A 22,814-nucleotide genomic window follows, 5' to 3' on the forward strand; every position below is an offset into this window, starting at 1 on the left:
AAACCGTAGTCAGCATTACTATGCCAGATAGCGTTATTATTGACTATTTAGACTAGCATCATAACGGTATCGTTAATATTTCGGTACTGCTTTTTTGCCACTTTGTGCTATTATGCCCCTGTTTTTATAGCTAATTGCTCAGATTTTGATTAGTTTAGCATGTTGTGACTAACCTCACGCTTCTACAACTATTATTCATCTCATTGTTAGTATGAGCCTATGGTAGTTTGCGGCTATATTATAGCGTGTGGTTATGAGCTACAGCCTCAAATATTATGATTGAATACCCTAGTAAACCTATTATTCCCCTACTCGCTATTGGCTTTTGCACTCATGCAAGTGTCATACCGTCTAACAGCTATAGTCTGTTAAGCGACGCCGTAGCTCTATCATCAGTAATGACTATCAGCTGATATTATTACTAATGATTAGTGACTACTTTTTTGCCTTCTACTCTATGCAGTTGCCGTTTATTTATGACATCTTTTATTGATAACTTACGTGATGAGTGGTTTTCTAACGTCCGCGGCGATATTTTGTCCGGACTGGTAGTAGCCCTCGCCTTGATTCCAGAAGCGATTGCCTTCTCTATTATCGCTGGTGTCGATCCAAAAGTAGGCTTGTATGCTTCATTCTGTATTGCCGTGGTCATCAGCTTTGTAGGCGGACGTCCTGGGATGATCTCAGCGGCAACCGGTGCTATGGCGCTAGTAATGGTAGATCTGGTCGCTGATCATGGTCTGCAATATTTGCTGGCTGCGACGCTACTGTGCGGCGCTATTCAGGTAGTCATGGGGATTCTTAAGCTTGGCAATCTCATGCGCTTTGTATCGCGCTCGGTAGTGATAGGTTTTGTCAATGCCTTGGCGATTTTGATCTTTGCCGCCCAATTACCAGAGCTCAATCCGATGACGGAGCGAGTTGGCATGACCGTCTATATTATGACCGCTGCCGGCTTGGCTATTATTTATCTGTTTCCGCTCATTCCAAAGATTGGCCGTATTATTCCCTCACCGCTGATCTGTATCGTTGGCTTGACGGCGGTAGCGATGTACATGAATCTAGACATTCGTAATGTCGGTAGCATGGGCGAGCTGCCCGACTCGTTGCCGGTATTCTTACTACCCGATATTCCGCTCAATCTTGAAACTTTGTTAATTATTGCGCCATACTCTATTGCTTTAGCTATCGTTGGTCTACTTGAGTCGATGATGACAGCGACTATCGTTGATGACTTAACCGATACGCCTAGTGATAAGAATAAAGAATGCCGCGGTCAAGGCATGGCTAACGTGGTCTCAGGCTTCTTTGGTGGTATGGCAGGCTGTGCGATGATCGGACAATCAATGATTAACGTCAAGTCTGGTGGCCGTACACGGCTATCAACGCTAATGGCCGGTGTGGTGCTGTTGATTATGGTGGTGTTTTTGAGTGAGTGGGTCAGCCAAATTCCAATGGCCGCGCTAGTAGCGGTAATGATTATGGTCTCTATTGGAACCTTTAATTGGCAGTCTATTCGCGAGTTCAAAACTCACCCTATGTCATTCAATATTGTGATGCTAGCCACGGTACTGACCACCGTCTTTACTCATAACTTAGCTTATGGCGTTGGTGTTGGAGTGCTGCTATCGGCCTTGGCCTTTGCTAATAAGATTGGTCAGTTCTTAACCATCTATAGCGATTATGATGACAGTAGCAATACTCGCTATTACTACGTGCAAGGCCAAGTGTTCTTTGCCTCCACTACGCAGTTCCTAAATAGCTTTGATACCAAAGAAGCCTTAGATACTATCCATATCGATGTTAGCCAAGCGCATTTTTGGGATGTCAGTGCGGTCGACACTTTGGATAAGCTGGTCATGCGCTTGCAACGTGAAGGTATTGATGTCAAAGTAGTTGGACTCAATAGTGCCAGTCGTACTTTGATCGATCGCTTCTCTATTCATGATCGGCGTGATATTGGTTTGCTGGATTAGCTTTATCTATCACGGTTAGAGATCTTATAAGTCGTTGGGTTTTATTCACCGTGTTTTTGCTTAATTTAGATAACTTAATTTAGATAACTTACTTCATTTATAAGCTACTTAATGTAGATAATGTGGTTGCCCTATGAGTAACTTAAAACCTGACAGTGTCATTGCTTGTTTGGACTGTCCCGATCATGTGCAAGCGGTATTAGATGCCAGTATGTGGGCTGCCAATCGCTTGCAAGCGCCGATTGGCTTATTGCATTCGATACCTAGCTTGCAGCAAAAAGCGGCGGTAAACTATTCTGGCTGTCTAAATATCGATGATGAAAGTCAGCTGCTAGATCAGTTCACCAATCAAGAGCACTTAAGTAATAGCGAGCTCAAAGCCCAAGGCAGACTGCTATTGCATCAAGCTACCGCCTATTGCGAGCAGCATCAGCATAAGCGTAAAACCTATACTTTACATCGTCACGAAACGCTCAGCGAAAGTATTGATTACGTCGATGAAAAATCGCAATTAATAGTTATCGGGCATCAGGTGACCTGTAGAGCTACTTTGAGTCAATTGGTTAGATTGAGCCACTGCCCTATTTTGGTGACTCATGCCCCATTTTTGCCCCCCACTACCGCACTTTTTGCCTTTGATAACCGAGCCACTAGTCATCGAATGCTCGATTGGCTCTGTAAAACCCCATTAGTGCGCTCTTTGACCGTTCATATTGTCATGGTCGGTAAAAACAGCAATGAGAATTGCGATGCCTTACGCGAAGCTTACGCTCGTCTAAAACAGGCCGGTATCAGTGCCAAAAAGTCTTTAATAGATAGCCGTGATGTTAGCGCCGCCCTCAGCTATTATCAAAACGAGCATGAGATTGGTATGCTTATGAGCGGCGCTTTTGGTCAATCGCGTCTACGTGAGCTGCTACAAGGCAGCGATACTAAAAAACTGCTTGGCAGCACCAAAACCCCTTATCTGCTGTTTCCTAAGTTATAAGCTATTGTCAAAAGTTTTTATTAGTACTTGTGCCTTATTAAATAGCGCTTACTGCCCTTGAGCGCTAAGCGCTGCTTTGTTTTATACCACCTGTTATTTTGTCTTTCGGTTTAGTCTAGTCTTTGACTATAGTCTGTCTTAACGCATTATCGCCTAATAGCTATTTTTTAGAATAGCTACTCCTTACTCTGTATGATGTTTTAGTAACTCATAGAGCTATAGCCTCCCTGTAAGCCTAGAAGTTCGTTATAATAAAACCCTCTTTAAGCCAATGCCACATCGAAAAACTATCTAGCAATACGGTTTATTCCTCTAATTATAACGGACTATAATCACTCAAAACTCCAATCCTACCTACCCCCTTGAGTAGGCTTGGCACAATTCTTGAATGACTGATAGTAAGTATAAAAGAGGAGCCGTACAGCAACTACTGCTGATAGCCCTCTTTTTGTGGCCTCACTCATGAAAGGATAAAACTTATGAAGTTAATCACTGCGATTTTGAAACCCTTCAAACTCGATGATGTACGTGAAGCGCTCTCTGACATCGGTGTCAAAGGCGTTACTGTCACTGAAGTAAAAGGTTTTGGCCGCCAAAAAGGACACACTGAGCTCTATCGCGGTGCTGAGTATGTAGTAGATTTTTTGCCAAAAGTAAAAGTAGAAGTCGCGGTCATCGATGAGATGGTCGAGCCTGCTATCGAAGCTATCACTCGTATCGCTAGCACGGGCAAAATAGGCGACGGTAAGATATTTGTCACCAATTTAGAGCAAGTGATTCGGATTCGTACCGGTGAAACGGGTTCTGATGCCATTTGATAATCCTATAACTATTATTGCCCAGTTATGGGGCACTAATTGCTTATAAGCGCGCTAAATAGCGGTTGATTATGATTTTATTTAACCGTTAGTCCAATATCTGCATCATCGATTCAAGGGGGAATTAAGATGCAAAGTCAAATTTTCGAGTTGCAATACGCACTAGATACTTTTTATTTTTTGATGTGTGGGGCATTGGTGATGTGGATGGCCGCCGGCTTCACTATGCTAGAAGCTGGGATGGTACGCGCCAAAAATACCGTCGAGATTTTAACCAAAAACATCGCGCTTTTTGCCACTGCCTGTACCATGTATATGATCTGCGGTTACGCTATTATGTATGGTGGTGAGCCGTTGTTAAATGGTATCTCAGGAGGCGAGACGCTAGTAGCAGATGCCTTGAGCGCATCGGCTAAGAATGGTTTTGATGGTGACTCAGTCTATTCAGCGGCGGCTGACTTCTTCTTTCAAGTGGTATTTGTCGCGACCTGTATGTCCATCGTCTCAGGCGCTGTCGCTGAACGCATGAAGCTTTGGTCTTTTTTATTGTTTGCAGCCGTTATGACTGGCTTTATCTACCCGATGCAAGGTAGTTGGACTTGGGGCGGTCAAGAGGTCTTTGGTTTATATAATCTAACCGAGATAGGTTTCTCTGACTTTGCCGGTTCCGGTATCGTGCATATGGCCGGTGCGGCGGCAGCCCTGTCAGGGGTGTTATTGTTAGGAGCGCGCCGCGGTAAGTACGGCTCTAACAGCGAGATACGCGCTATTCCTGGAGCGAATTTACCTTTAGCGGCACTGGGTACTTTGATTTTATGGATGGGTTGGTTCGGTTTTAATGGCGGCTCAGTACTTAAGCTAGCAGATATCGCGAGCGCCAATAGCGTAGCTATAGTGTTTGTAAATACTAATGCCGCTGCCGCGGGTGGTGCTATCGGTGCTTTATTACTAGCGCGACTGATCTTTGGTAAAGCCGATCTTACCATGCTGCTAAATGGTGCATTGGCAGGGCTAGTTGCTATCACTGCAGAGCCTTCTACCCCTTCTGCCTTGCAAGCGACTTTATTTGGGGTGGCTGCAGGTATCATTGTAGTGCTATCTATTTTGGCTCTAGATAAAATGAAAATCGATGATCCTGTTGGCGCTATTTCGGTGCATGGAGTAGCAGGTTTATTTGGCTTATTAATCGTACCGCTTACCAATCCAGCAGCGAGCTTTATAGCTCAGCTCGTTGGCGCAGTCACTATCTTTGCTTGGGTCTATGTGGCAAGCTTACTGATTTGGCTGGTGATAAAAGTCGTTATCGGTCTACGAATCTCTGAGGAAGAAGAATACCAAGGCGCAGACATAGCCGAGTGTGGTATGGAAGCTTATCCTGAGTTTGTCAGATAGCTTTGCTAAGCTTTATCAGATCTTGACAAAAATAGCATGAAAAAACCCCGTATAACCTATAGGTCATACGGGGTCTCTTATGCTTACCATTAACAAAACTGGCTATCAATAGTAACAGTTAGTTAACTCACTTATTTCTTTTTCCACTGCTGGCTACGCGAGAATGGACCAATATAACCTTTTAGATTTAAGGTATTACCGTTTAAACTTGCGGTCATGCGGTAGTCTTTACCTTTCTCAGGATCAGTAATAGTACCACCACTGTATTTACCACCGCCATCAGCTTTTAGGCCAGAGATAATCGTCATGCCAACATGCTTTTTACCCTTGGCTGAAACTGTATCAATAAGCTTACCAGTCAATACACCGTTAGACTCTGTGATTTTGACCGTACCTTTTGGCTTACCTTCATCAAAAGTCTGCCAAGTCGTATTGTGCAATGGATCAGCGGCGAATGCCATCGTTGCCATGCTAATACCAGCTACTGCTAAAGCGGTTTTTGTAAATAGTTTCATAAATCGACTCCCTTCGTACAATGATTGTTCAATAAGTTACGTTATTTGCGCCTGTCTCTTGATAAAAAATAAATAGCACGGTTTAAGTCAAAATGATAAAAGTCTAAACTGCGGAACTTACTTGTTCTTAGTAACTAAAAACTTCTAACCTCTTAAACAGTACAAGCGCTGTCTAAATACATTATAGGCAAAAAATAAGTTTTGCCTAGTAATTTTTTATATCAATTTCTTTCTATAATTCGGAATTATATCAAACAGTTACAGAAAAGGATTATCGATATCATCGTCTAACCGGTCATCCTTTAATTTTGACTCTTCTACGTTTTTGTTGTAGCTATCCCTAAAATTATCGGCGTTTTCATAAGATTTTAATATACTATTAGTAAGCTCATGTAGCTTTTTTGCTTGCTCATGACCGTTCTCATTTAGGTATAACTCTATATCGCCATAAATAATGATTTTATCTTTTTGGTTTTCAATAACCAATTCCCCAATTTGCATACTTTGATGATTATTAGCGAAGGGTTCAATCATATTTTATTCCTTCTATTAATGATAGCCATTTTCAATAAAGCCTATCTTCTTTAAAATTTATATTCTATCTCTGGGTACTAAAATTAATTAAGCGGATTTAAGCTTGTAGCTGACCCATTAGCCAATCGACTAAAGCCCAGACGAATATCAACCATACTGGCTCCTCATTAGCACTAGTAGGAGCCTCTATCGACTCGCCAGCTTTAAGGGGTAGCGCCAAGGCTTGCGCTTTTACCGCGTTATCTAACACTGGTAATACATCCACCCCTATTTGCTCAGTAAGCTCATCAAGGCTAATGACCTCAATACGCTCCGACTCATCATTAGGCGCATAATAGACGCCAGCTTGATTGATAGCGGGAATATAAACCGCCTTAAAAAAGTGACTCGGTACTAACACTCGCCTATTGAGACGCTTGGTCTGCTTATTGGTAAAAGCCACGCCAGTAATGGTATAAACCTCGCCATACTGCTGAGTTAAATAGCGGGTAGCGGACTCAATATTTCGCCAAATATAGCGATTATTTCGCGGCGACTGCGGGGCAATATTAGCCAGACTAAAGCTATCGTACTGCTGAGAGCGCGTTGCCATATCGGCATTGGGCGCTAAATGACCGCGGTCATAACCAGAGCCTGAATAATCCGCTAACGAAGCACGAGCCGACTCTGGCAAGCGGCTCTCTTCATGAAAGCTGTCCTCGCGATCGATGTCTTTGGCTTGATTTAGGCGAGTACGAGTCAGATACTCAGCGGACCATAGCGGGGTACGCGATACGCCTGAATACATAACCGCAAAACCATCCATACAAAGGGGCTGCGTGTTAGCGCTGAGCTTGTCATTGGTAAATTTAGGATAGACACCACCATAAAAAGACTGACTACATTGAGTCAAATCATCAGCGTAAGCTGGAGCTATAGTCAATACCCACAGCATGGCTAACGCTATCAGTAATAGCTTAGGAGCCGCCATTACTCTAGCTTTTATATTATTTTTTGGACTGCTATCTGCCCTGATATTAATTATTATAAAGCTCATCAATCTACTTATAACCCTTAGCTTAGGTAATCCTAGAATAATCTATTATATACAGCGCTAAGCGCTGATACGCTATCCTAGCAGGCAGCTACCAAGAAAGATAGCATCTACTATTAGAGCAATATTGTAAAATCATCAGCGCCAAACCGTGACATTACTAATGCTATAAGCTATACTTAGCCTCTCAAAAATCAGTACCCGTTAATAACGGCCTGTCTAAACGGTGAAGTGGGTGAGTGGCTGAAACCGCACGCCTGGAAAGTGTGTATACGTTCATAGCGTATCGAGGGTTCGAATCCCTCCTTCACCGCCAATTATTCTGTGCTTAATCAAGATTTTCTTACCTTTTTTATTCTTTTTTAAACCTGCTAATAAATCTCAAAACTTAGCTGGTTTTAGCTCACTGTCCACTGTCATTATCTATTTTTTAAAAGTTATCTATTTTTAAAAAGCTAGCTACTCCGCGTCTGCTTCTTAAGCGCCTGAGCTTGTACTTTTGCTAACTTCGTGCCCTCCTCAATCTCAAGCGGCGTCAAGCCCTTCTTCTTCTCTTTAAGGTAATTCAGATAAGCGGGGATATGCGTCTTGCCTAAATATCTATCTAAATACGGTAAAAACCCGGCATAGTTACCCTTAAATTTGGCATGATGAAAGTCGTGATAGACAGGCCCTTCATAGACGGGCAATAGATGCACAGGATTCCACGGAATATCATAGCCAATATGACCATCAGCCCCTTCTATTTGCCGTAATATTACCCATAGATAGACCACATAAATATGTGCGCCGAGTAGAATAGGCCCGACTAAGGTCAGTGCTGCGGTCAGTGAATACTCCACCCAATGCATATAGTTGCCATTGATACCGCAAGTATTGTGAATACGGTGATGGACGCTATGAATATTTCTCAGCAGCCACTTATTTTCATGCATATAGCGATGCATCCAGTAGTACAAAAAATCATCGAGCAGCACAAAAAATACCAATTGCGCAAGAATAATATACCAAGCTGGTAGCGCGCCATTATGTACACCAGTTAATTTTAATACTGGCCAAACCAGCACTAACAACGCCGCTAAGATAATATTATTAATAAGGATACGACCAATAGAGGGCAGTAAGAATTTTTTCATCTCAAACGGTTTTTGTTGGATTTTATACTTGCGTAGCGCGATAGGATCTTGCCAAGCGACAATCGTCCACGGCATCGCTACCGTTAGGAACGCCGCCATGCTGATAGCGAGCGTCGCCATTGGAAATTGCCAAAACCAAGGATCGTTGTAGAACCCTTGCCAATACGAGAACACATCCATATGTCACCTATTGTTTTTTGCTGAGTGAGCAGTGCTGAATTATTAGCATAATAAAACTACTGCCGATTAGCTAGCTATTAACTATTCAGTCATTGTGAGTCAACACTAGGAGCGTTTATTACTAATAATGCAAGCAAGCTCGTTAACGAATGTCAGACGCGAGCGGCGTAAAATTCATTTATAGTAATTAGCACAGAGCCTCCCAATCACAATAATAACAAGGATTATTTTATGAAAAATCTAACCATAGCAGTAGTAGCAACCCTGAGCTTGAGCGCTTGTGTGACCATCAATGCACCGATGGACGGTACTAGTAACAATACCGCCACTCAGTATCCAGTTGAGAGCGCCCTCCTTAATATCTACACGCAAAACCGTACCTCTACCTTGATGACTATGTTAGGTAACCAGCAGATATCAGCAGACATCACTGTAGCACCGAAAGGAGCGGTGGTCTTCGATAATAAGCGTGTACAAAGTGCTCAGATTCGTACCATTAGTAAGATTGATGATAAGGTCACGAATCAGACCACTAGCACTAATTACTATACGCTAAATCCGTTGACCTTCCACGGCTATACCGATCGCTCAGGAGAGTATTCTATCGCTACACAAACCGCGACGATACCGAAGATGGCAACAGCGATAGCCGATAAATCTTATCCGCTACTCACTGAAAACGTTTACAGCGATAGCAGCAAAAGTCAAAAAACGGCTGTATATCGCCAAAGCTGGTCACTGACGCCAGATAGTAGTAATAGTGCTTGGTTATGTATAAATACCTCTGAGAATTTGCTATTGGCTACGCCTGTAGGCTCTACGTCTGAATGCTATAAAATCAACACCAAAGGCCAAATATTGAGTAGTAAGGTCAGTATCAATGTGCCTAATAACAATGCCAATAATAGTACTAGCACCATAACTTTGGTTAGTCAGTAGCTTTAGTCAGCAACATTTGGCTATTGTAGTCAGCTGATAATTTGAGATAAGCGATAAACCCACTTAATAGGTGGGTTTATTACTGATTGCTAGCCCTGAAGAGCTCCCTTTTATTATGACCAAACCTTTATTGCCTGTGACAAGACTCCCTATGATACGCATTCTTTTGATCATTAGTGGTGTCATCATTATCCTCGATTGCTTAGCGTTAATGGCGCTAGGCAAGATTAACTTTGGCACAGTCGTGCCTTTGATGATTGGCATTATCTTTGTCGTACACGGCGTATACTGGCTGCGCATTCGCCAGTTTATTGAGCGTAATCGGCTATTGAAACGACTATGGTATGGCTTATGGGTTTTGTTTGTCTTATGGCTGATAAGCTTTGGCATCTTTATCGGGAGCTTGCAGCAGCAGATTGAGCTAAGCAAACAGCCGGTAGCGCAGGTTGCCGCAATTATGATACTAGGCTCAGGGACTAAAGATGGCAGGCCAACACCGACACTAGCTGAGCGTTTGGATAGAGCGGTGCCTATTATCAAGGCTCAGCCACAAGCATTAGTAATCACTACAGGCGGTATTGGTTTTGGTCGCACACAAAGTGAGGCTGAGGTAATGGCGAACTATCTACATAAGGTACATAACATAGCTTTCGCTAGAGTCTTGCAAGAAGGCAAAAGTACTAGTACTGAGGAGAATATGAGCTATAGTCAGGCGCTACTAGCGCAGCATCAAGTCTCTTTAGACGAACCTATCGCTATTGTCACCAGTGATTTTCATACAATACGAGCGGTAGCTATCGCTCGTCATCAAGGCTATGAGCAGCCTATAGCCGTCGCTAGCACTACGCCATTATCTATACGTTATAACTCATGGTTTCGTGAGTACTTTGCGTTTGTCAGCGGCTGGTTATTGGGCGAGTACTAAAGCGTGTTTGTGTGTTTGACAATAAATAAAACTAGCAGAATATAAATAGGATTAGCGTTTTTATGCATCTTATCACTTGGAGTTTTACCGTTAATAAGAGGGTGAGTGAATCAAGCAAACTCTAAGCTATTTTATAACATGATAAAAGTTATTAAAAACCCCTACTCATTTTGATGAATTGCTTTTATGCTAAGCTGATATCTCTTATAATAGCTTGTTTTAACTACTTATTTGCTAGCCGCTTGTTGAGTGATCAATAAGCGGCTATCGTTTTGCTATCGATAGGTCACGCTATGAGTCAAGCTAATATCCCCGCGCGTACGCCAGAACTATTATGCCCGGCTGGCACTTTTAAAAATATGCAATACGCCTTTGCTTATGGCGCGGACGCAGTCTATGCCGGACAAGCGCGTTATAGTTTGCGCGTGCGTAATAACGACTTTGATGAAGACAATTTGCGCCGCGGTATTGATTACGCACATAGCTTGGGTAAGAAATTTTATGTCGTGGTCAATATCCAAGCGCATAATGCCAAGCTTAAGACCTTTATCGAAGATATTCGCCCTATTATTGAAATGCAGCCCGATGCATTGATTATGTCGGATGCTGGCATGATCATGCTAGTGCGCGAGCATTTCCCTGAGATGGAGATTCATCTCTCGGTGCAGGCTAATGCGGTAAACTGGGCGACGGTGAAGTTTTGGCAGCAGATGGGCGTCAGCCGGGTGATTTTGTCGCGGGAATTGTCACTCAAAGAAATCGGGCAGATTATCGAAGAAGTGCCGGCTATGGAGATTGAGGTGTTTGTACACGGGGCGCTATGCATGGCTTACTCTGGGCGCTGCCTGTTGTCCGGCTATATGAATAAGCGCGATGCTAATCAAGGCACTTGTACCAATGCTTGTCGCTGGAATTATAATACTTATCAAGCGACTGAAAACGAGGCAGGCGATATCGTGCCTATCACTCAAACACAAAAACAACTATCAGAAAACGCGCCTAGCCAGCCTCAACAGTTCGATCCACTAGCAATTACTATTAATAATGCTGCAAACCAAGACAGTTTAATGGCGGATGACCAAATTCAGCAGCCCAGTGATGAGGTGGTACTACTTGAAGAACAAAATCGTCCTGGCGAGCTGATGGCGATGTATGAAGATGAGCACGGCACGTATATCATGAACTCAAAAGATCTACGCGCGGTAGAGCTAGTCCCAGATTTGCTTAATAAAGGAGTGCATTCGCTCAAGATTGAGGGCCGGACTAAATCGCATTATTATGTTGCGCGTACGGCGCAAGTTTATCGGCAAGCAATGGATGATGCATTAGCTGATAAGCCCTTTGATAATACGCTAATCAGTGCGCTCGATGGACTTGCAAATCGCGGTTATACCGAAGGGTTTTTGCGTCGTCACGTGCACAGCAGCTATCAAAACTATGAGTATGGCGCTTCAAAAACTGATCAGCAGCAGTTTGTCGCTGAGGTGACAGCGGTGACGGCTGATAAGCTAACTTTGCAGATCAAAAATAAGCTTGAGGTCGGTGATACTATCGAGGTAATGACACCAAACGGTAATTTGACTTATACCCTTGAGCAGATGTGGGATAAAAAAGGCAGTGCTATTGAGGCGGCGCTAGGCTCTGGCTGGATCGCACAAATTAATAATCCGTTCAAAAATATCGATAATGACACGCTACAATTTGCGCTAGTTATGAAAAATGTCAAGCAGCCTATTTTTACGTAAACTATTTGTCTTTAGGAGCGAATTACTATGGCCTTGATGATTACTCAAGACTGCATCAACTGCGATATCTGTGAGCCTGAGTGCCCTAATGATGCTATTAGTTACGATCAAAAAGGGCAAAAAACTTATGTCATTGATGCTGATCTATGCACTGAATGCGTAGGGTTTTATGAGGAGCCTACTTGCGATAAAGTCTGCCCGATTGATTGTATTATCGCTGATGATAGCCGTGTTGAGAGTACACAGGAGCTTGAGCTTAAGTATCATAAGATCTGGGGCTAGCTATAGTTAGTGCTAAATAAAAAGAGTACAGAAATTATAATGGCTTGACTACAACTACTATAGTAGCTTTGCCATAGCAAGGTTACTATAGAGCTTAACTTATCAGCTACTTTGTTCCATGTTTAACTGGCGTGCCTTGAGTTAGGAACGAAAAAGCTTTATTACTAAAATTACCGATCATCACCGCTTCAATAACGGGCGTCACTGTTTCATCCACTCCTTCCACTTCGATGATAAAATTAGCGCCAGAGCCGCCTTTATCTTCCTCTTTTTCGACAATATAATTGAGCGTCCCCATTGCGGGTAGCTCGATAGGTTTGCTCAAGTAAGATTTTACAAAAGCACCTTTGGTATCGTAATAATCGATTTTATTAATATAAAGCGACTTTTCTAAAGTAGTATTGCGCACACTTAGTGTCGCTGATAACAGCACTTTACGATTGTCTCTATCGGTATAAATATCCGAGTAGATTGGCACATAAAAGGTCTGCTTATACTTGAATTGACTGCGATCGACCTCTGAGGTCATCTCCAACTCTTTTATCGGATCTTTTTGATCTTCTGAGAGCATGACATTAGGATTTTGAGTCTGCTCACAGCCTGATAGTAATGATGAAAAGGATATACTCGCAATCAACAGTGCGGAAAAAAGACGCTTATTCATAACTCTCTCCTTTTTATGGATAGCTATTTAACTTTTACTCCAACACTGCGCAGGAACTCGTTGATGTGTTGGTTATCGCCGTAGATGATTAGTACGTCCTTATCTTGTAGCACTTGCTCAGGAGCCGCTAGACCTTTAATACTAGGCTTGCGCTGGGTGCGACCGAAGCTATCTTCATAATACTCATAGCGCATAGTACTAAGCAATCGAATATTGAATTTTCGCTCTAATTGTAGCGCTTCGACAGTTTTACCAATCAAAATACCTGGAATGCTAATCTCGACCATACTGAAATGATCGCTTAGCTCAAACGAGTCGACGAAGTAGCGCAGCGATAGTCTTTTTGCCCAACGCGTAGCGGCTTCTTTTTCAGGATGAATAAGGTCGTCAACACCAATGGCTTGTAGTACCTTTTCATGTAAAGGATTAATACTGCGACTGATAAGGCGACGTGCCTTTAGAGTCTTAAACAGCGCGGTCGCCATTACATTGGCGCCTTGATCCTCACCGATAGCGACAATGACGATATCAGTATCGCTAATGGGCAAGCCACTGACCGTGTATTCATCAGTGGCGTCCATACATATCGTGCTTGAGATGACTTCTTTGTAACCCTCTACTTTTTGCATACTACTATCGATAGCGATGACTTCATGGCCTTGACTGGTCAGCGCCATTCCTAAGGAGGAACCAAAATTTCCTAATCCAGCGATAATATATTTCATAGTTTTTCCTTTGATACCTTTTATAAAACCCAAAAATCTTAACGCTTAGTTAATAGTAATCTCTTCGGTCGGATAACGATAATTACGCTGATGACGGTTTTTGAGTAAAGCAATAAACAACGTGAGCATCCCGACCCGTCCTACGAACATAATTACTGACACTACCAGTTTGCTAAAGTCAGATAAGTCTGCGGTCAAATTTAAACTTAACCCAACTGTGCTATATGCTGAGAAGCACTCAAAGACTACTTTTATCAAATCAAGCTCTGGCTGATCATAGCTGATTAGCGTTACTCCAGTACCAATGACCAATAACGATAACCACATGATTGCAAAGGCCCGGCGAATGGAGATTTCAGCAATTTGACGTTTGAACACTTCGACAGTGGTCTGACCACGCGCTAGACTCAAAGTGTTGAGTAATGCGATAGCAAAGGTGCTGGTTTTGATACCGCCACCAGTAGAGTTTGGAGAAGCACCAATCCACATCAAAAATATAGTCAGCATAATCGTCGGAAAAGCTATCGCGCCCATATCGACACTGTTAAAACCAGCAGTACGCGGGGTGGCGGCAGTGAAGAAGCCCGTGACTAGTTTGCCAAAAAAGCTCTCGTGATCGGCCAATACATTATTGTATTCAAATATCATGACACCAATTAGACCTATTACTAGCAGTGCAGCGGTAGTAATCAAGGTGATACGACTATTGATATTGAGCAGCCAAGGGCGATATTCGTAGCGCTGATCCTTACGATAAAGCAGCTGCTGAGTACGGTAGCTTAAATAACGTAATACGTTAACTACGATGACAAAGCCCATACCACCGAAGATAAAGGTAGTGGCAATGATCAGCTGTAGCGGATAATCAAAACGTAACGCGTCATCGTACATCCCCGAGCTAAAAGTCGAGAATCCAGCATTACAAAAGGCCGAAATAGCATGAAACACTGAGAAGAATAGCTGCTCAGAGAAGTCCATATTCGGTAGATCATAAATGCACAGGTAGATTAGCACTGCAGCTACCGCTTCAACGCCAAAGGTCACATAGAGAATGGACTTGAGCGTAGTAACCACATCGCCCATGCCACGCATATAGGACATCTCACTAATGCTCGCTTGAGTCTCGTAACTGACGCCACCTTTGAAGAAATAGCTAAAATAAGTCACAAACGTCAAAATACCTAAGCCACCGATCTGAATCAAGCCTAAAATAATAACTTGCCCAAAAGTGGTGTAATGAGTGGCGGTGTCGACCACTATCAAACCAGTCACGCAAACCGCGCTAGTGGCGGTAAATAATGAATCGACGAAGGTTAACGGCTGGGTAGTAGCATTAGGCATCATCAGTAGTAATGCCCCAATCAAAACGACCGATAAAAAGCTCAATAGGAAGAATTGTGCCGGATTGAGAAAGGCGCGATTAAGATTGAAATCATGATCGGAGAGTTCACGAATAAAGGTCACTAACACTGCGATCTTAATCGCTACAAAGCCGTCAACCGTGGCTGCCATGTCTAAGCGTACCAAATCGGTAAAATGTGCGAACAACAAAATGATAATCGCAATACTGGTTAGTAAGTCAAAGACCGTGACTTTATTGATAGTTAACGGCTTTTTACTATAGAGATAACGTCCTGCAGTGACTACGAAGCCCAAGAAAATAATCAGTAAATAAAAGATATGGAAAACATGCTGCAGCCAAGGAGCTAAATTAAAGCCACTGTCTACTAACGCTACAGCTACGCCGATAAGGCTAACCAAAATAGTGAAATTATTTAATAATCGATAGCGTTTGGCAGCGTGCATAGCTCTAACCTATGAGAGAAATAACCTCGGTATTTATACTCCTTTTTTTGACTATTAACAAAACATGGTTGAAGATAATCGTAACTAATTATTAAGGATTTATTAAGGTTAGCTGAATGAATATTTTGAAAATAGTTAAGTGTTAGCTTATGTTCTGAAATACTTAATAATAAAAAATGCGCTATAGTCAAGGAAGGACAACAGCTATAGCGAAGCTCAAACAGTATTAGCAAATAAAATAGCACTAATAAAAATAATAACAGGCTACTTCTATGTTTTTAGATATCGTACTGACTATTCACTTTATACTACTATTATTTATCTCAGTAAGGGTGCTGGCACGTCACGACTTGACCGCTCCTGCACGACTCGCTTGGATAGTCGTGTTATTTGTATTGCCTTATATCGGCGTAGTGGTTTATTGGCTATTTGGCGAGATCCATTTGGGCCGCGAGTTTGTCGATAAGCATAAAAAAAACATGACCAAATTACACCGTACTAATCCTGAAGTGCTGGGCGACGAGGCAGACTTACTACGAGCGGTTGATCCGCATTATCAGATGGCCTTTGCATATTCAGCAGCAGCGACAGGTTTTCATACTACGTTAAATAATAGCGCCGAGCTAATGGCAGATGCCGCGCAGACCCAGGAGCGTATGATCGCTGACTTTGATGCTGCTACTGATCATATTCATGTGCTTTATTATATTTGGCTTATCGATAGCATGGGTATAGATACCGCGCAGGCGCTTATACGTGCCGCAAAGCGTGGGGTGAGCTGCCGAGCGATGGTCGATGGCATGGGCTCACGCAAAATGGTGAACTCCAAAATATGGCGGGAGATGAAGGAAGCTGGCGTACAGGTCAGCGTAGCACTACCGATCAAAAACATTATCAAAGTACTGCTCTTTAGCCGTATTGACTTGCGTAATCACCGCAAAATCACCGTAATCGATGGCAAAATCAGCTATAACGGCAGTCGTAACTGCGCTGATCCTGAGTTTCGTACTAAACCAAAATTTGCCCCTTGGGTCGATATTATGGTGCGCTTTGAGGGACCTATAGTGGCTCAAAATCAGATGCTGTTCGCAAGCGACTGGCTCATCAAAAACCCTCAAACCCCTATCGATAGCTTTCCTTATCATACTGAGGCAAATAGCAAGCCGCCAACTTTATCTAATAATAATCAACCTGCTACTGGCGTAGCAGCACAAGTATTTGCCGATGGGCCCTCTCAGCGCCGCGGTACTACGCCGCAGTTTTTGACCACTTTAATTGGGCAGACTAAGCATACCTTGACTATCTCCACCCCTTATTTTGTGCCCGATTACTCTTTAGTCAGCGCTTTGTGCGCCGCCGCTTATCGCGGAGTAAACGTGACGATGATATTCCCCAAACACAACGACTCGCTAATCGTAGGAGCAACGTCGCGCAGTTATTATTGGGAATTGTTAGAAGCTGGAGTAAAGATTTATGAGTATAAACCGGGTCTCTTACATGCCAAAACTTTGACTATTGATGGCGAGATAGGCTTAATCGGCTCAACCAATTTGGACTTACGTAGCTTTGATCTAAACTATGAAAACAATGTCATCTTTAGCGATAAACCATTGACTACGGCTATCATAGAGCGCCAACAGCAGTATCTGAGCGATTCAGATAAAGTCAGCCGTGAGCAGGTAGAAGAATGGCCGTTATATTATAGAATTTGGAATAATATCATCGCGACTATGGGGCCGGTTTTATAGTGCTTTTTTTTGCAAGACATAAAGCACAAATTTGGCTGTAGTCACCAAAGGATGCTCTTTAGCCATTGCTAATAGGGCTTGTCGTTTCTCTGGCTGCGCGCGATAAGCATAAGGCGTCATCGTCAATAAATCAGCTAAAGCTGCTGATGACAGACTCAGCTCAGCTCTAACTTGACGAGTCTCTATTAGCTCAAAAAATGGCTCAAGCTCAGTCAAAAACTTGTCTGAGTTATGCTCGCGTACTTCAGCAAATAATGCCGCGCGTACTTCAGCCAAATGACCTACATCAGGCTTAGCAATCACTAAATAACCTTTATCCTCTAAGACGCTGGCAAACGCATCAGGCAATATCGGACTAAAAATACTACTAATACCTGCCATACTATTGGCTGATAAGGGCAGATGTGCAGCGCTAGTCACTAGCGGATAGATTACCGTCTTATTATTAGCATTAAGCCATAGATTTTTGGTTAGCTTGCTAGCTTTAGCTACGGCTAATACCGCAGGCTTACTAATGTCAGCGGCAATTAAAGTATCAAACCTTTTTATCTGAGCGATAGCTTGAGTGTAGTAGCCTTCGCCGCAGCCTATATCTAACCAATTGATCGAACTTTTAGCTTGTTCGCTATTTATCTGAGCTGGTTTAGTCGATAATAACTGGTCTAGTTGCTGAGAGATCAAAGTCTGTAATGGCTGATAATAACCTGCTTGCAAAAAACGTTGACGCGCCGCAATCGATTCTAAGCTATCACCCGGCTGCTTAGACTTTTTTTGTTGCACGGGTAACAGATTGACATAGCCTTGCCGCGCCACATCAAAGCCGTGGGAGATATTTTTAGGATTTAAGCTGCCGTCACAGTGCCAATTAGTAACAGCTGGCAGTAATGGGGATTGGCAAATAGGGCAAGTAAACAGCGACACAGACATCTTAACATCCTCTAGATTTGCTTAGCATTTTAGCACTCGCATCTTAGCAAAAAACCGCATTGATAAGCGATAAAAAAAGCCACTCTGCATATTATCAAAGTGGCTTATCAACTTTATTAACAACTACAGGTATTATTTAAGGTCTCAACTAACGCAGTTTTAGTGTCATCAGGCCCAGCACTACTAAAACGATAGCAATAATCCAAAACCTTGCCACCACTTGCGTCTCTTTCCAGCCAATCTCTTCAAAGTGATGGTGTAGCGGTGCCATCCGAAAGATACGTTTTTTTCGCAGCTTATAAGAGCCCACTTGTAATATCACTGATACCGCTTCGGCGACAAACAAGCCGCCCATAATAGCAAAGGCAATCTCTTGACGGGTCATGACCGCAATAGTACCGAGCATCGCGCCCAGGGCTAATGCGCCCACATCGCCCATAAACACTTGCGCGGGGTGAGCATTGAACCACAAAAAGCCAAGCCCGGCCCCTACCATAGCGCCGCAGACAATAATAACCTCAGAATTATAGGCAATATAAGGTACGTGTAGATACTCTGAAAATCTTACGTCACCTGAGACATAAGCCATCGCCCCAAGACCAGCGGCCACCAATACCACCGGCAATATCGCCAAACCATCTAAACCATCGGTCAAGTTCACCGCATTTGAAGCGCCATTAATGACAAAGTAGGTAAAGATGATAAAAGCAATGCCAAAGGGCACCGCTGAGAAAGGAATCGCCCAGTTCTTGAAGATAGGCAATAATAAATCCTGCATCATACGCGTGGTAGCTATATCAGGCTGCAAGGTCGAAATATAATATAAGGAGACACCGACGAAAATAGCGCCTACCGAGAGCCAAAAGTATTTTTTGCGAGCAATAAGTCCTGTTGGGTTTTTATACTTAATTTTTAGCCAATCATCGGCCCAACCTACCGCGCCAAAGATAACCATCACTACTAATAATATCCAAACATAAGGATTATTTAGTCGTGCCCATAATAGCGTTGCCACGCCAATTGCGGTAAGAATAAGTACCCCGCCCATCGTTGGCGTACCTGTCTTAATCAGATGCGACTGCGGGCCATCATTACGAATAGCCTGCCCATATCTAAGGGTACGCAAGTGGTTAATCACTCGCTTGCCAAGTAGCAAACTAAAACCTAAAGCGGTAATAACTGCGAGGAGCGCACGCAGTGTCAAGGAAGATACCGCAGAAAACGGTGAGTAATACTGGCTAAGCCATTCAAACAACCAAACTAACACCGCCTACTCCTCGATTAGCGCATTAATGAGCGTTTCCATTTCCATAAAACGGGAACCTTTAAATAGCACAGTACAAGGCTGTGCTTGCTGCGCCTGTAGATACTGCTGCAAATACTGTAGTAAACTGTCTTTATCATCAAAAGCATGAGCGCTAATACCGCCAATCTCCTCAGCGCCTGCCACCGTGTACTGCGCGTACTCGCCAACACAAAGTAGCACATTGATACCGGTCGCGGCGATAGTACGGCCTAAGCCTTGATGCTCGCTAACTGCAGCGTCGCCCAATTCACTAATGTCACCGAGTACCATGACTTGGGTACCCGTCTGCGCCGCTAGTACTTTGGCAGCGGCGCGTACCGCATGAGGATTAGCATTGTAAGTATCATCAATCAGTCGATGATTGCCTAATAGCTGGCTATTGAGGCGACCTTTAGCCGGACGCGCGTTCTCAAGTCCAGTGACAATATCTTCAATGTCGATATCTAATGCATAAGCACAAGCGGCAGCGGCAAGAGCATTATTAACATTATGCTCACCCGCTAGCGGTAGGCAGATATCTTGTACCTTATTACCGATATGCAGTTTAAATTCGCTGCGCTCAGGCTCGACATCTAGGTGGCTTGCACTCACATCAGTATTACCAAAGCCAATCACCTTAGCCGTATTTTTCTCAGCGGTGCGCCGTAGCTGATTGGTAAAGTCGTCTTTATCCGGCACAATGGCAAATTGATTATCGCTTAGCGTATGATAAATCTCCGCCTTAGTCTGGCAAATGCCCTCACGGCTACCAAATTCGCCTAAATGCGCAGTACCAATATTGAGAATACAAGCGACATCAGGACGTACCAGCTCAGTGGTATAAGCAATCTCGCCGATATGATTAGCGCCTAGCTCCATAACGGCATAACGGTGATGATCGGAGAGCTCTAATAGCATCATTGGCACGCCCAAATCATTGTTGAGATTGCCGCGAGTAATCAAGGTTGGTGCAAGGCGACCAAAGATACTGCCGAGCATCTCTTTACAAGTGGTTTTGCCACTAGAGCCGGTAATAGCAATCACCGTCAAATTTGGATGCTGCTGACGACGATAAGCGCCCAACTGCCCTAATGCCAACCGGGTATCCTCGACTACTAACTGCGCCATACTGGTTGAGATAGGACGCGACACAATCGCTGCGATAGCGCCTTTAGAGGCGGCGATATTAATATAGTCATGACCATCAAAATTGTCGCCACTCAGAGCCAAAAAGATATCGCCTGCTTGAATAGTGCGAGTATCGGTAGTGATACGATTGCTCGTCAGCGTCGGCGCTGTGTCAGTCTCAGCCTGCGGCATTTGCCAACGACCACCAAGCGTTGCCGTCGCGGTTAGCAAATTTTCAGCTTGCCAGACATAAAGTCCCTGCGACTGAATGGTGTTGTGGTTGTCCACGGTCATAGTCGATACCTTTTTTATTAGCTCATTGTTGTGTTGCTGTGTTTTTTTATTATCAATTGCCAAACGCTTATGCGCGGCCTGCATCCGTTAGCGCCTGCTGCAAGATGACACTGTCGTCAAAATCGTAACGTACGCCGTTGATCTCTTGGTAAGTCTCGTGGCCTTTGCCTGCGATAACGACGATATCATCAGCACTGGCATTATTGACCGCATATGCTATCGCTTTTTGCCGGGCAGACTCAATATGAGTACGCTGATATTGCTCGTCACTCATGCCGACTTGCATATCTTCTAAGATGGCATTTGGGTCTTCAGTACGCGGATTATCAGCGGTCAATACCACTTGATCAGCTCCACCAAGCCCCGCTTGCGCCATGAGTGGACGTTTGCCGGCATCGCGATCGCCGCCGCAGCCAAATACTGCCCAAAGCTTACCGTCACAATGTGTTCTAAGACTGGCTAATACTTGGCTTAATGCGTCAGGAGTATGCGCATAATCGACAATAAAGCAGCCCTCCTTTGAGGGTACACGCTGCATACGTCCAACTGCGCCTTGTAGCTTAGGAACTAGCTTACTCATCTGTGTCATATCGATACCAAGCGCTACTGCTGCTGCGATAGCGGCTAATAGGTTGGCGACATTAAAGCGGCCTAATAGCGGGCTAATAATATCGATGTCGCCAAACTCACTGTGCAAAGCAATCTTTACCCCTTGCAAGCTTGGCTGAATATCAACGGCCCTAAAAGTCGCTGATTTTGACGAGTCTAAACTATACGTCCAAACCGTCAAGCCACTTGCTTGCGCGGTATCTAGCATCGTTTGAGCATAGTTTTCATCATGAGCATCATCGATATTGATAATGGCATGAGTAAGACTTGGAAAATGCTGGCTATCAAAGAGTCGGGCTTTGGCAGCGACATACTCGTTCATATCGGCATGATAATCTAAGTGATCGCGTGATAAATTGGTATAAATCGCCACTTTAATCGGCACCCCTTGTAGACGCTGCTGATCAAGACCATGAGAGCTGGCCTCTAACGCCAATAAGTCGACGTTTTGCGCGCCCATTTGCTGCAAAAACTGCTGTACCGCTAAAGCATCGCCAGTGGTGTGACTAGCTTGTACCAAGTTATCAAGCTTGCCATTACCCGCGGTACCCATGACCGCGCTACTCATACCTGCCAGCTGCGCTAATTGTGCTACCAGTTGACTGATAGTGGTTTTGCCATTGGTACCGGTCACTGCTACTACCGTTGGCAACTGAACTGGCTGCTGATATTGCAGACGCGCTTGTACCAAATCACCCAAAAAGTCGCGAATATTTGGGGCGTAGATAACCGGACAAGGCAAATCAGATAATGGCGATTCAGCACTCAAGTCGTTATCGTCGAGTTGAATGTTTGCGTTAGGCGGTACATTGGCTTTAGCAAATAGCGCGGTAGGATCAATCTCAGATAAGATAAAAGCCGCCTTCTGAGCGGCTTGCTGCAGATAATGGCGGCTTTGTTGACAGTTCGGCTTTTGGCTCTTGAGCAGGATAAAGACGTCATTTTTTGCCACTTGACGGCTATCTAAGCGTAACTGATTAAAGCCAATAGTCAGCACTGAGCATAGAGTATTAACTGCGCCTAACATCTTTAAATCATCTAACTCATTAAGGCTTACGGATAGGCGCTGTTGTCTGTCAAAAGCGTGACTCTCTTGAGCCTCTGCTGCGTCCATAAGCTGCTGCAAAGTCACGGTATTAGTCTGATTAGCGTCAGTCATAAAAAA

General features: G+C 43.7%; 20 protein-coding genes and 1 tRNA gene. 10 read left to right on the forward strand and 11 right to left on the reverse strand.

Going from position 1 to position 22,814, the window contains the following annotated elements:
• Positions 1–476: 476 nt before the first annotated feature.
• The 4 genes from M0N77_RS10870 to M0N77_RS10885 all read left to right on the forward strand — a co-directional run bounded on the left by M0N77_RS10870 (position 477) and on the right by M0N77_RS10885 (position 5,174).
• On the forward strand, positions 477–1,976 hold the full coding sequence (locus M0N77_RS10870; protein WP_353105201.1) for a SulP family inorganic anion transporter: 1,500 nt from the start codon (positions 477–479) through the stop codon (positions 1,974–1,976).
• Between the two features lie 133 nt (positions 1,977–2,109).
• The gene (locus M0N77_RS10875) at positions 2,110–2,964 is read left to right on the forward strand and encodes a universal stress protein (RefSeq protein WP_353105202.1); all 855 of its coding nucleotides are present in this window, start codon (positions 2,110–2,112) and stop codon (positions 2,962–2,964) included.
• 479 nt (positions 2,965–3,443) lie between these two features.
• Positions 3,444–3,782, forward strand: a complete 339-nt coding sequence (locus M0N77_RS10880) for a P-II family nitrogen regulator (RefSeq protein ID WP_353105203.1) — start codon at positions 3,444–3,446, stop codon at positions 3,780–3,782.
• Between the two features lie 129 nt (positions 3,783–3,911).
• On the forward strand, positions 3,912–5,174 hold the full coding sequence (locus M0N77_RS10885; RefSeq protein WP_353105204.1) for an ammonium transporter: 1,263 nt from the start codon (positions 3,912–3,914) through the stop codon (positions 5,172–5,174).
• Between the two features lie 131 nt (positions 5,175–5,305).
• Here the strand turns inward: M0N77_RS10885 and M0N77_RS10890 are convergent, their stop codons facing one another.
• The 3 genes from M0N77_RS10890 to M0N77_RS10900 all read right to left on the reverse strand — a co-directional run bounded on the left by M0N77_RS10890 (position 5,306) and on the right by M0N77_RS10900 (position 7,259).
• Positions 5,306–5,689, reverse strand: coding sequence for a DUF2147 domain-containing protein (locus tag M0N77_RS10890; protein ID WP_353105205.1), 384 nt, complete (start codon positions 5,687–5,689; stop codon positions 5,306–5,308).
• A gap of 258 nt (positions 5,690–5,947) precedes the next feature.
• Positions 5,948–6,223 (reverse strand): hypothetical protein, encoded by a 276-nt coding sequence (locus tag M0N77_RS10895; RefSeq protein WP_353105206.1) that lies wholly within the window; start codon positions 6,221–6,223, stop codon positions 5,948–5,950.
• Positions 6,224–6,320: 97 nt separating this feature from the next.
• Positions 6,321–7,259 carry a DNA/RNA non-specific endonuclease gene (locus tag M0N77_RS10900; RefSeq protein ID WP_353105207.1) on the reverse strand — a complete coding sequence of 313 codons (939 nt, stop codon included), beginning with the start codon at positions 7,257–7,259 and terminating at the stop codon, positions 6,321–6,323.
• A 222-nt stretch (positions 7,260–7,481) separates the two neighbouring features.
• Between M0N77_RS10900 and M0N77_RS10905 the strand changes: the two genes are divergently transcribed.
• Positions 7,482–7,572: transfer RNA gene (locus M0N77_RS10905), tRNA-Ser, on the forward strand.
• Between the two features lie 139 nt (positions 7,573–7,711).
• On the opposite strand, the gene M0N77_RS10910 is transcribed toward M0N77_RS10905, so the two are convergent.
• On the reverse strand, positions 7,712–8,572 hold the full coding sequence (locus M0N77_RS10910; RefSeq protein WP_353105208.1) for a sterol desaturase family protein: 861 nt from the start codon (positions 8,570–8,572) through the stop codon (positions 7,712–7,714).
• 231 nt (positions 8,573–8,803) lie between these two features.
• On the opposite strand from M0N77_RS10910, the gene M0N77_RS10915 reads away from it, so the two are divergent.
• From M0N77_RS10915 to M0N77_RS10930, 4 genes are all read left to right on the forward strand, one after another.
• A complete protein-coding gene (locus M0N77_RS10915) occupies positions 8,804–9,511 on the forward strand; it encodes a hypothetical protein (RefSeq protein ID WP_353105209.1) in 708 nt (235 codons plus the stop codon).
• A gap of 151 nt (positions 9,512–9,662) precedes the next feature.
• Positions 9,663–10,436: a YdcF family protein gene (locus M0N77_RS10920; protein ID WP_353105210.1), complete on the forward strand. Its 774-nt coding sequence runs from the start codon at positions 9,663–9,665 to the stop codon at positions 10,434–10,436.
• A gap of 293 nt (positions 10,437–10,729) precedes the next feature.
• Entirely contained in the window at positions 10,730–12,181 is a 1,452-nt protein-coding gene (yegQ, locus tag M0N77_RS10925) for a tRNA 5-hydroxyuridine modification protein YegQ (protein WP_353105211.1), read from the forward strand.
• Between the two features lie 27 nt (positions 12,182–12,208).
• On the forward strand, positions 12,209–12,463 hold the full coding sequence (locus M0N77_RS10930) for a YfhL family 4Fe-4S dicluster ferredoxin (RefSeq protein ID WP_353105212.1): 255 nt from the start codon (positions 12,209–12,211) through the stop codon (positions 12,461–12,463).
• A 106-nt stretch (positions 12,464–12,569) separates the two neighbouring features.
• Here the strand turns inward: M0N77_RS10930 and M0N77_RS10935 are convergent, their stop codons facing one another.
• Genes M0N77_RS10935 through M0N77_RS10945 form a run of 3 tightly spaced genes read right to left on the reverse strand, consistent with a single transcriptional unit; the run spans position 12,570 to position 15,658 of the window.
• A complete protein-coding gene (locus tag M0N77_RS10935; protein ID WP_353105213.1) occupies positions 12,570–13,127 on the reverse strand; it encodes a DUF3124 domain-containing protein in 558 nt (185 codons plus the stop codon).
• 23 nt (positions 13,128–13,150) lie between these two features.
• Complete coding sequence (locus M0N77_RS10940; RefSeq protein ID WP_353105214.1) at positions 13,151–13,852, reverse strand: TrkA family potassium uptake protein; 702 nt, start codon at positions 13,850–13,852, stop codon at positions 13,151–13,153.
• 45 nt (positions 13,853–13,897) lie between these two features.
• Positions 13,898–15,658 (reverse strand): potassium transporter TrkG, encoded by a 1,761-nt coding sequence (locus tag M0N77_RS10945; RefSeq protein ID WP_353105215.1) that lies wholly within the window; start codon positions 15,656–15,658, stop codon positions 13,898–13,900.
• 272 nt (positions 15,659–15,930) lie between these two features.
• Between M0N77_RS10945 and cls the strand changes: the two genes are divergently transcribed.
• Complete coding sequence (cls, locus tag M0N77_RS10950) at positions 15,931–17,406, forward strand: cardiolipin synthase (protein ID WP_353105216.1); 1,476 nt, start codon at positions 15,931–15,933, stop codon at positions 17,404–17,406.
• On the opposite strand, the gene M0N77_RS10955 is transcribed toward cls, so the two are convergent.
• The 4 genes from M0N77_RS10955 to M0N77_RS10970 form a co-directional block, all read right to left on the reverse strand.
• Positions 17,401–18,333 carry a putative RNA methyltransferase gene (locus M0N77_RS10955; protein ID WP_353105217.1) on the reverse strand — a complete coding sequence of 311 codons (933 nt, stop codon included), beginning with the start codon at positions 18,331–18,333 and terminating at the stop codon, positions 17,401–17,403. The two genes, cls and M0N77_RS10955, sit on opposite strands and share 6 nt — an antisense overlap.
• A gap of 148 nt (positions 18,334–18,481) precedes the next feature.
• A complete protein-coding gene (gene mraY / locus M0N77_RS10960; RefSeq protein WP_353105218.1) occupies positions 18,482–19,600 on the reverse strand; it encodes a phospho-N-acetylmuramoyl-pentapeptide-transferase in 1,119 nt (372 codons plus the stop codon).
• Positions 19,601–19,603: 3 nt separating this feature from the next.
• The gene (gene murF / locus M0N77_RS10965; protein WP_353105630.1) at positions 19,604–21,040 is read right to left on the reverse strand and encodes a UDP-N-acetylmuramoyl-tripeptide--D-alanyl-D-alanine ligase; all 1,437 of its coding nucleotides are present in this window, start codon (positions 21,038–21,040) and stop codon (positions 19,604–19,606) included.
• A 67-nt stretch (positions 21,041–21,107) separates the two neighbouring features.
• Entirely contained in the window at positions 21,108–22,676 is a 1,569-nt protein-coding gene (locus M0N77_RS10970; protein WP_371834230.1) for a UDP-N-acetylmuramoyl-L-alanyl-D-glutamate--2,6-diaminopimelate ligase, read from the reverse strand.
• Positions 22,677–22,814: the final 138 nt, after the last annotated feature.

The sequence above is a fragment of the Psychrobacter sp. AH5 genome (assembly GCF_040371085.1).
Taxonomy (GTDB): domain Bacteria; phylum Pseudomonadota; class Gammaproteobacteria; order Pseudomonadales; family Moraxellaceae; genus Psychrobacter.

What these genes read in the sequence shown, in the direction of transcription:
- M0N77_RS10870 (WP_353105201.1), top strand. Translation starts at nt 477, where the DNA reads ATGACATCTTTTATTGATAACTTACGTGATGAGTGGTTTTCTAACGTC.
- M0N77_RS10915 (WP_353105209.1), top strand. Translation starts at nt 8,804, where the DNA reads ATGAAAAATCTAACCATAGCAGTAGTAGCAACCCTGAGCTTGAGCGCT.
- M0N77_RS10920 (WP_353105210.1), top strand. Translation starts at nt 9,663, where the DNA reads ATGATACGCATTCTTTTGATCATTAGTGGTGTCATCATTATCCTCGAT.
- M0N77_RS10900 (WP_353105207.1), bottom strand. Translation starts at nt 7,259, where the DNA reads ATGAGCTTTATAATAATTAATATCAGGGCAGATAGCAGTCCAAAAAAT.
- cls (WP_353105216.1), top strand. Translation starts at nt 15,931, where the DNA reads ATGTTTTTAGATATCGTACTGACTATTCACTTTATACTACTATTATTT.
- M0N77_RS10935 (WP_353105213.1), bottom strand. Translation starts at nt 13,127, where the DNA reads ATGAATAAGCGTCTTTTTTCCGCACTGTTGATTGCGAGTATATCCTTT.
- M0N77_RS10895 (WP_353105206.1), bottom strand. Translation starts at nt 6,223, where the DNA reads ATGATTGAACCCTTCGCTAATAATCATCAAAGTATGCAAATTGGGGAA.
- yegQ (WP_353105211.1), top strand. Translation starts at nt 10,730, where the DNA reads ATGAGTCAAGCTAATATCCCCGCGCGTACGCCAGAACTATTATGCCCG.
- M0N77_RS10955 (WP_353105217.1), bottom strand. Translation starts at nt 18,333, where the DNA reads ATGTCTGTGTCGCTGTTTACTTGCCCTATTTGCCAATCCCCATTACTG.
- M0N77_RS10970 (WP_371834230.1), bottom strand. Translation starts at nt 22,676, where the DNA reads ATGTTAGGCGCAGTTAATACTCTATGCTCAGTGCTGACTATTGGCTTT.
- murF (WP_353105630.1), bottom strand. Translation starts at nt 21,040, where the DNA reads ATGACCGTGGACAACCACAACACCATTCAGTCGCAGGGACTTTATGTC.
- M0N77_RS10930 (WP_353105212.1), top strand. Translation starts at nt 12,209, where the DNA reads ATGGCCTTGATGATTACTCAAGACTGCATCAACTGCGATATCTGTGAG.
- M0N77_RS10880 (WP_353105203.1), top strand. Translation starts at nt 3,444, where the DNA reads ATGAAGTTAATCACTGCGATTTTGAAACCCTTCAAACTCGATGATGTA.
- M0N77_RS10875 (WP_353105202.1), top strand. Translation starts at nt 2,110, where the DNA reads ATGAGTAACTTAAAACCTGACAGTGTCATTGCTTGTTTGGACTGTCCC.
- M0N77_RS10945 (WP_353105215.1), bottom strand. Translation starts at nt 15,658, where the DNA reads ATGCACGCTGCCAAACGCTATCGATTATTAAATAATTTCACTATTTTG.
- M0N77_RS10910 (WP_353105208.1), bottom strand. Translation starts at nt 8,572, where the DNA reads ATGGATGTGTTCTCGTATTGGCAAGGGTTCTACAACGATCCTTGGTTT.
- M0N77_RS10890 (WP_353105205.1), bottom strand. Translation starts at nt 5,689, where the DNA reads ATGAAACTATTTACAAAAACCGCTTTAGCAGTAGCTGGTATTAGCATG.
- M0N77_RS10940 (WP_353105214.1), bottom strand. Translation starts at nt 13,852, where the DNA reads ATGAAATATATTATCGCTGGATTAGGAAATTTTGGTTCCTCCTTAGGA.
- M0N77_RS10885 (WP_353105204.1), top strand. Translation starts at nt 3,912, where the DNA reads ATGCAAAGTCAAATTTTCGAGTTGCAATACGCACTAGATACTTTTTAT.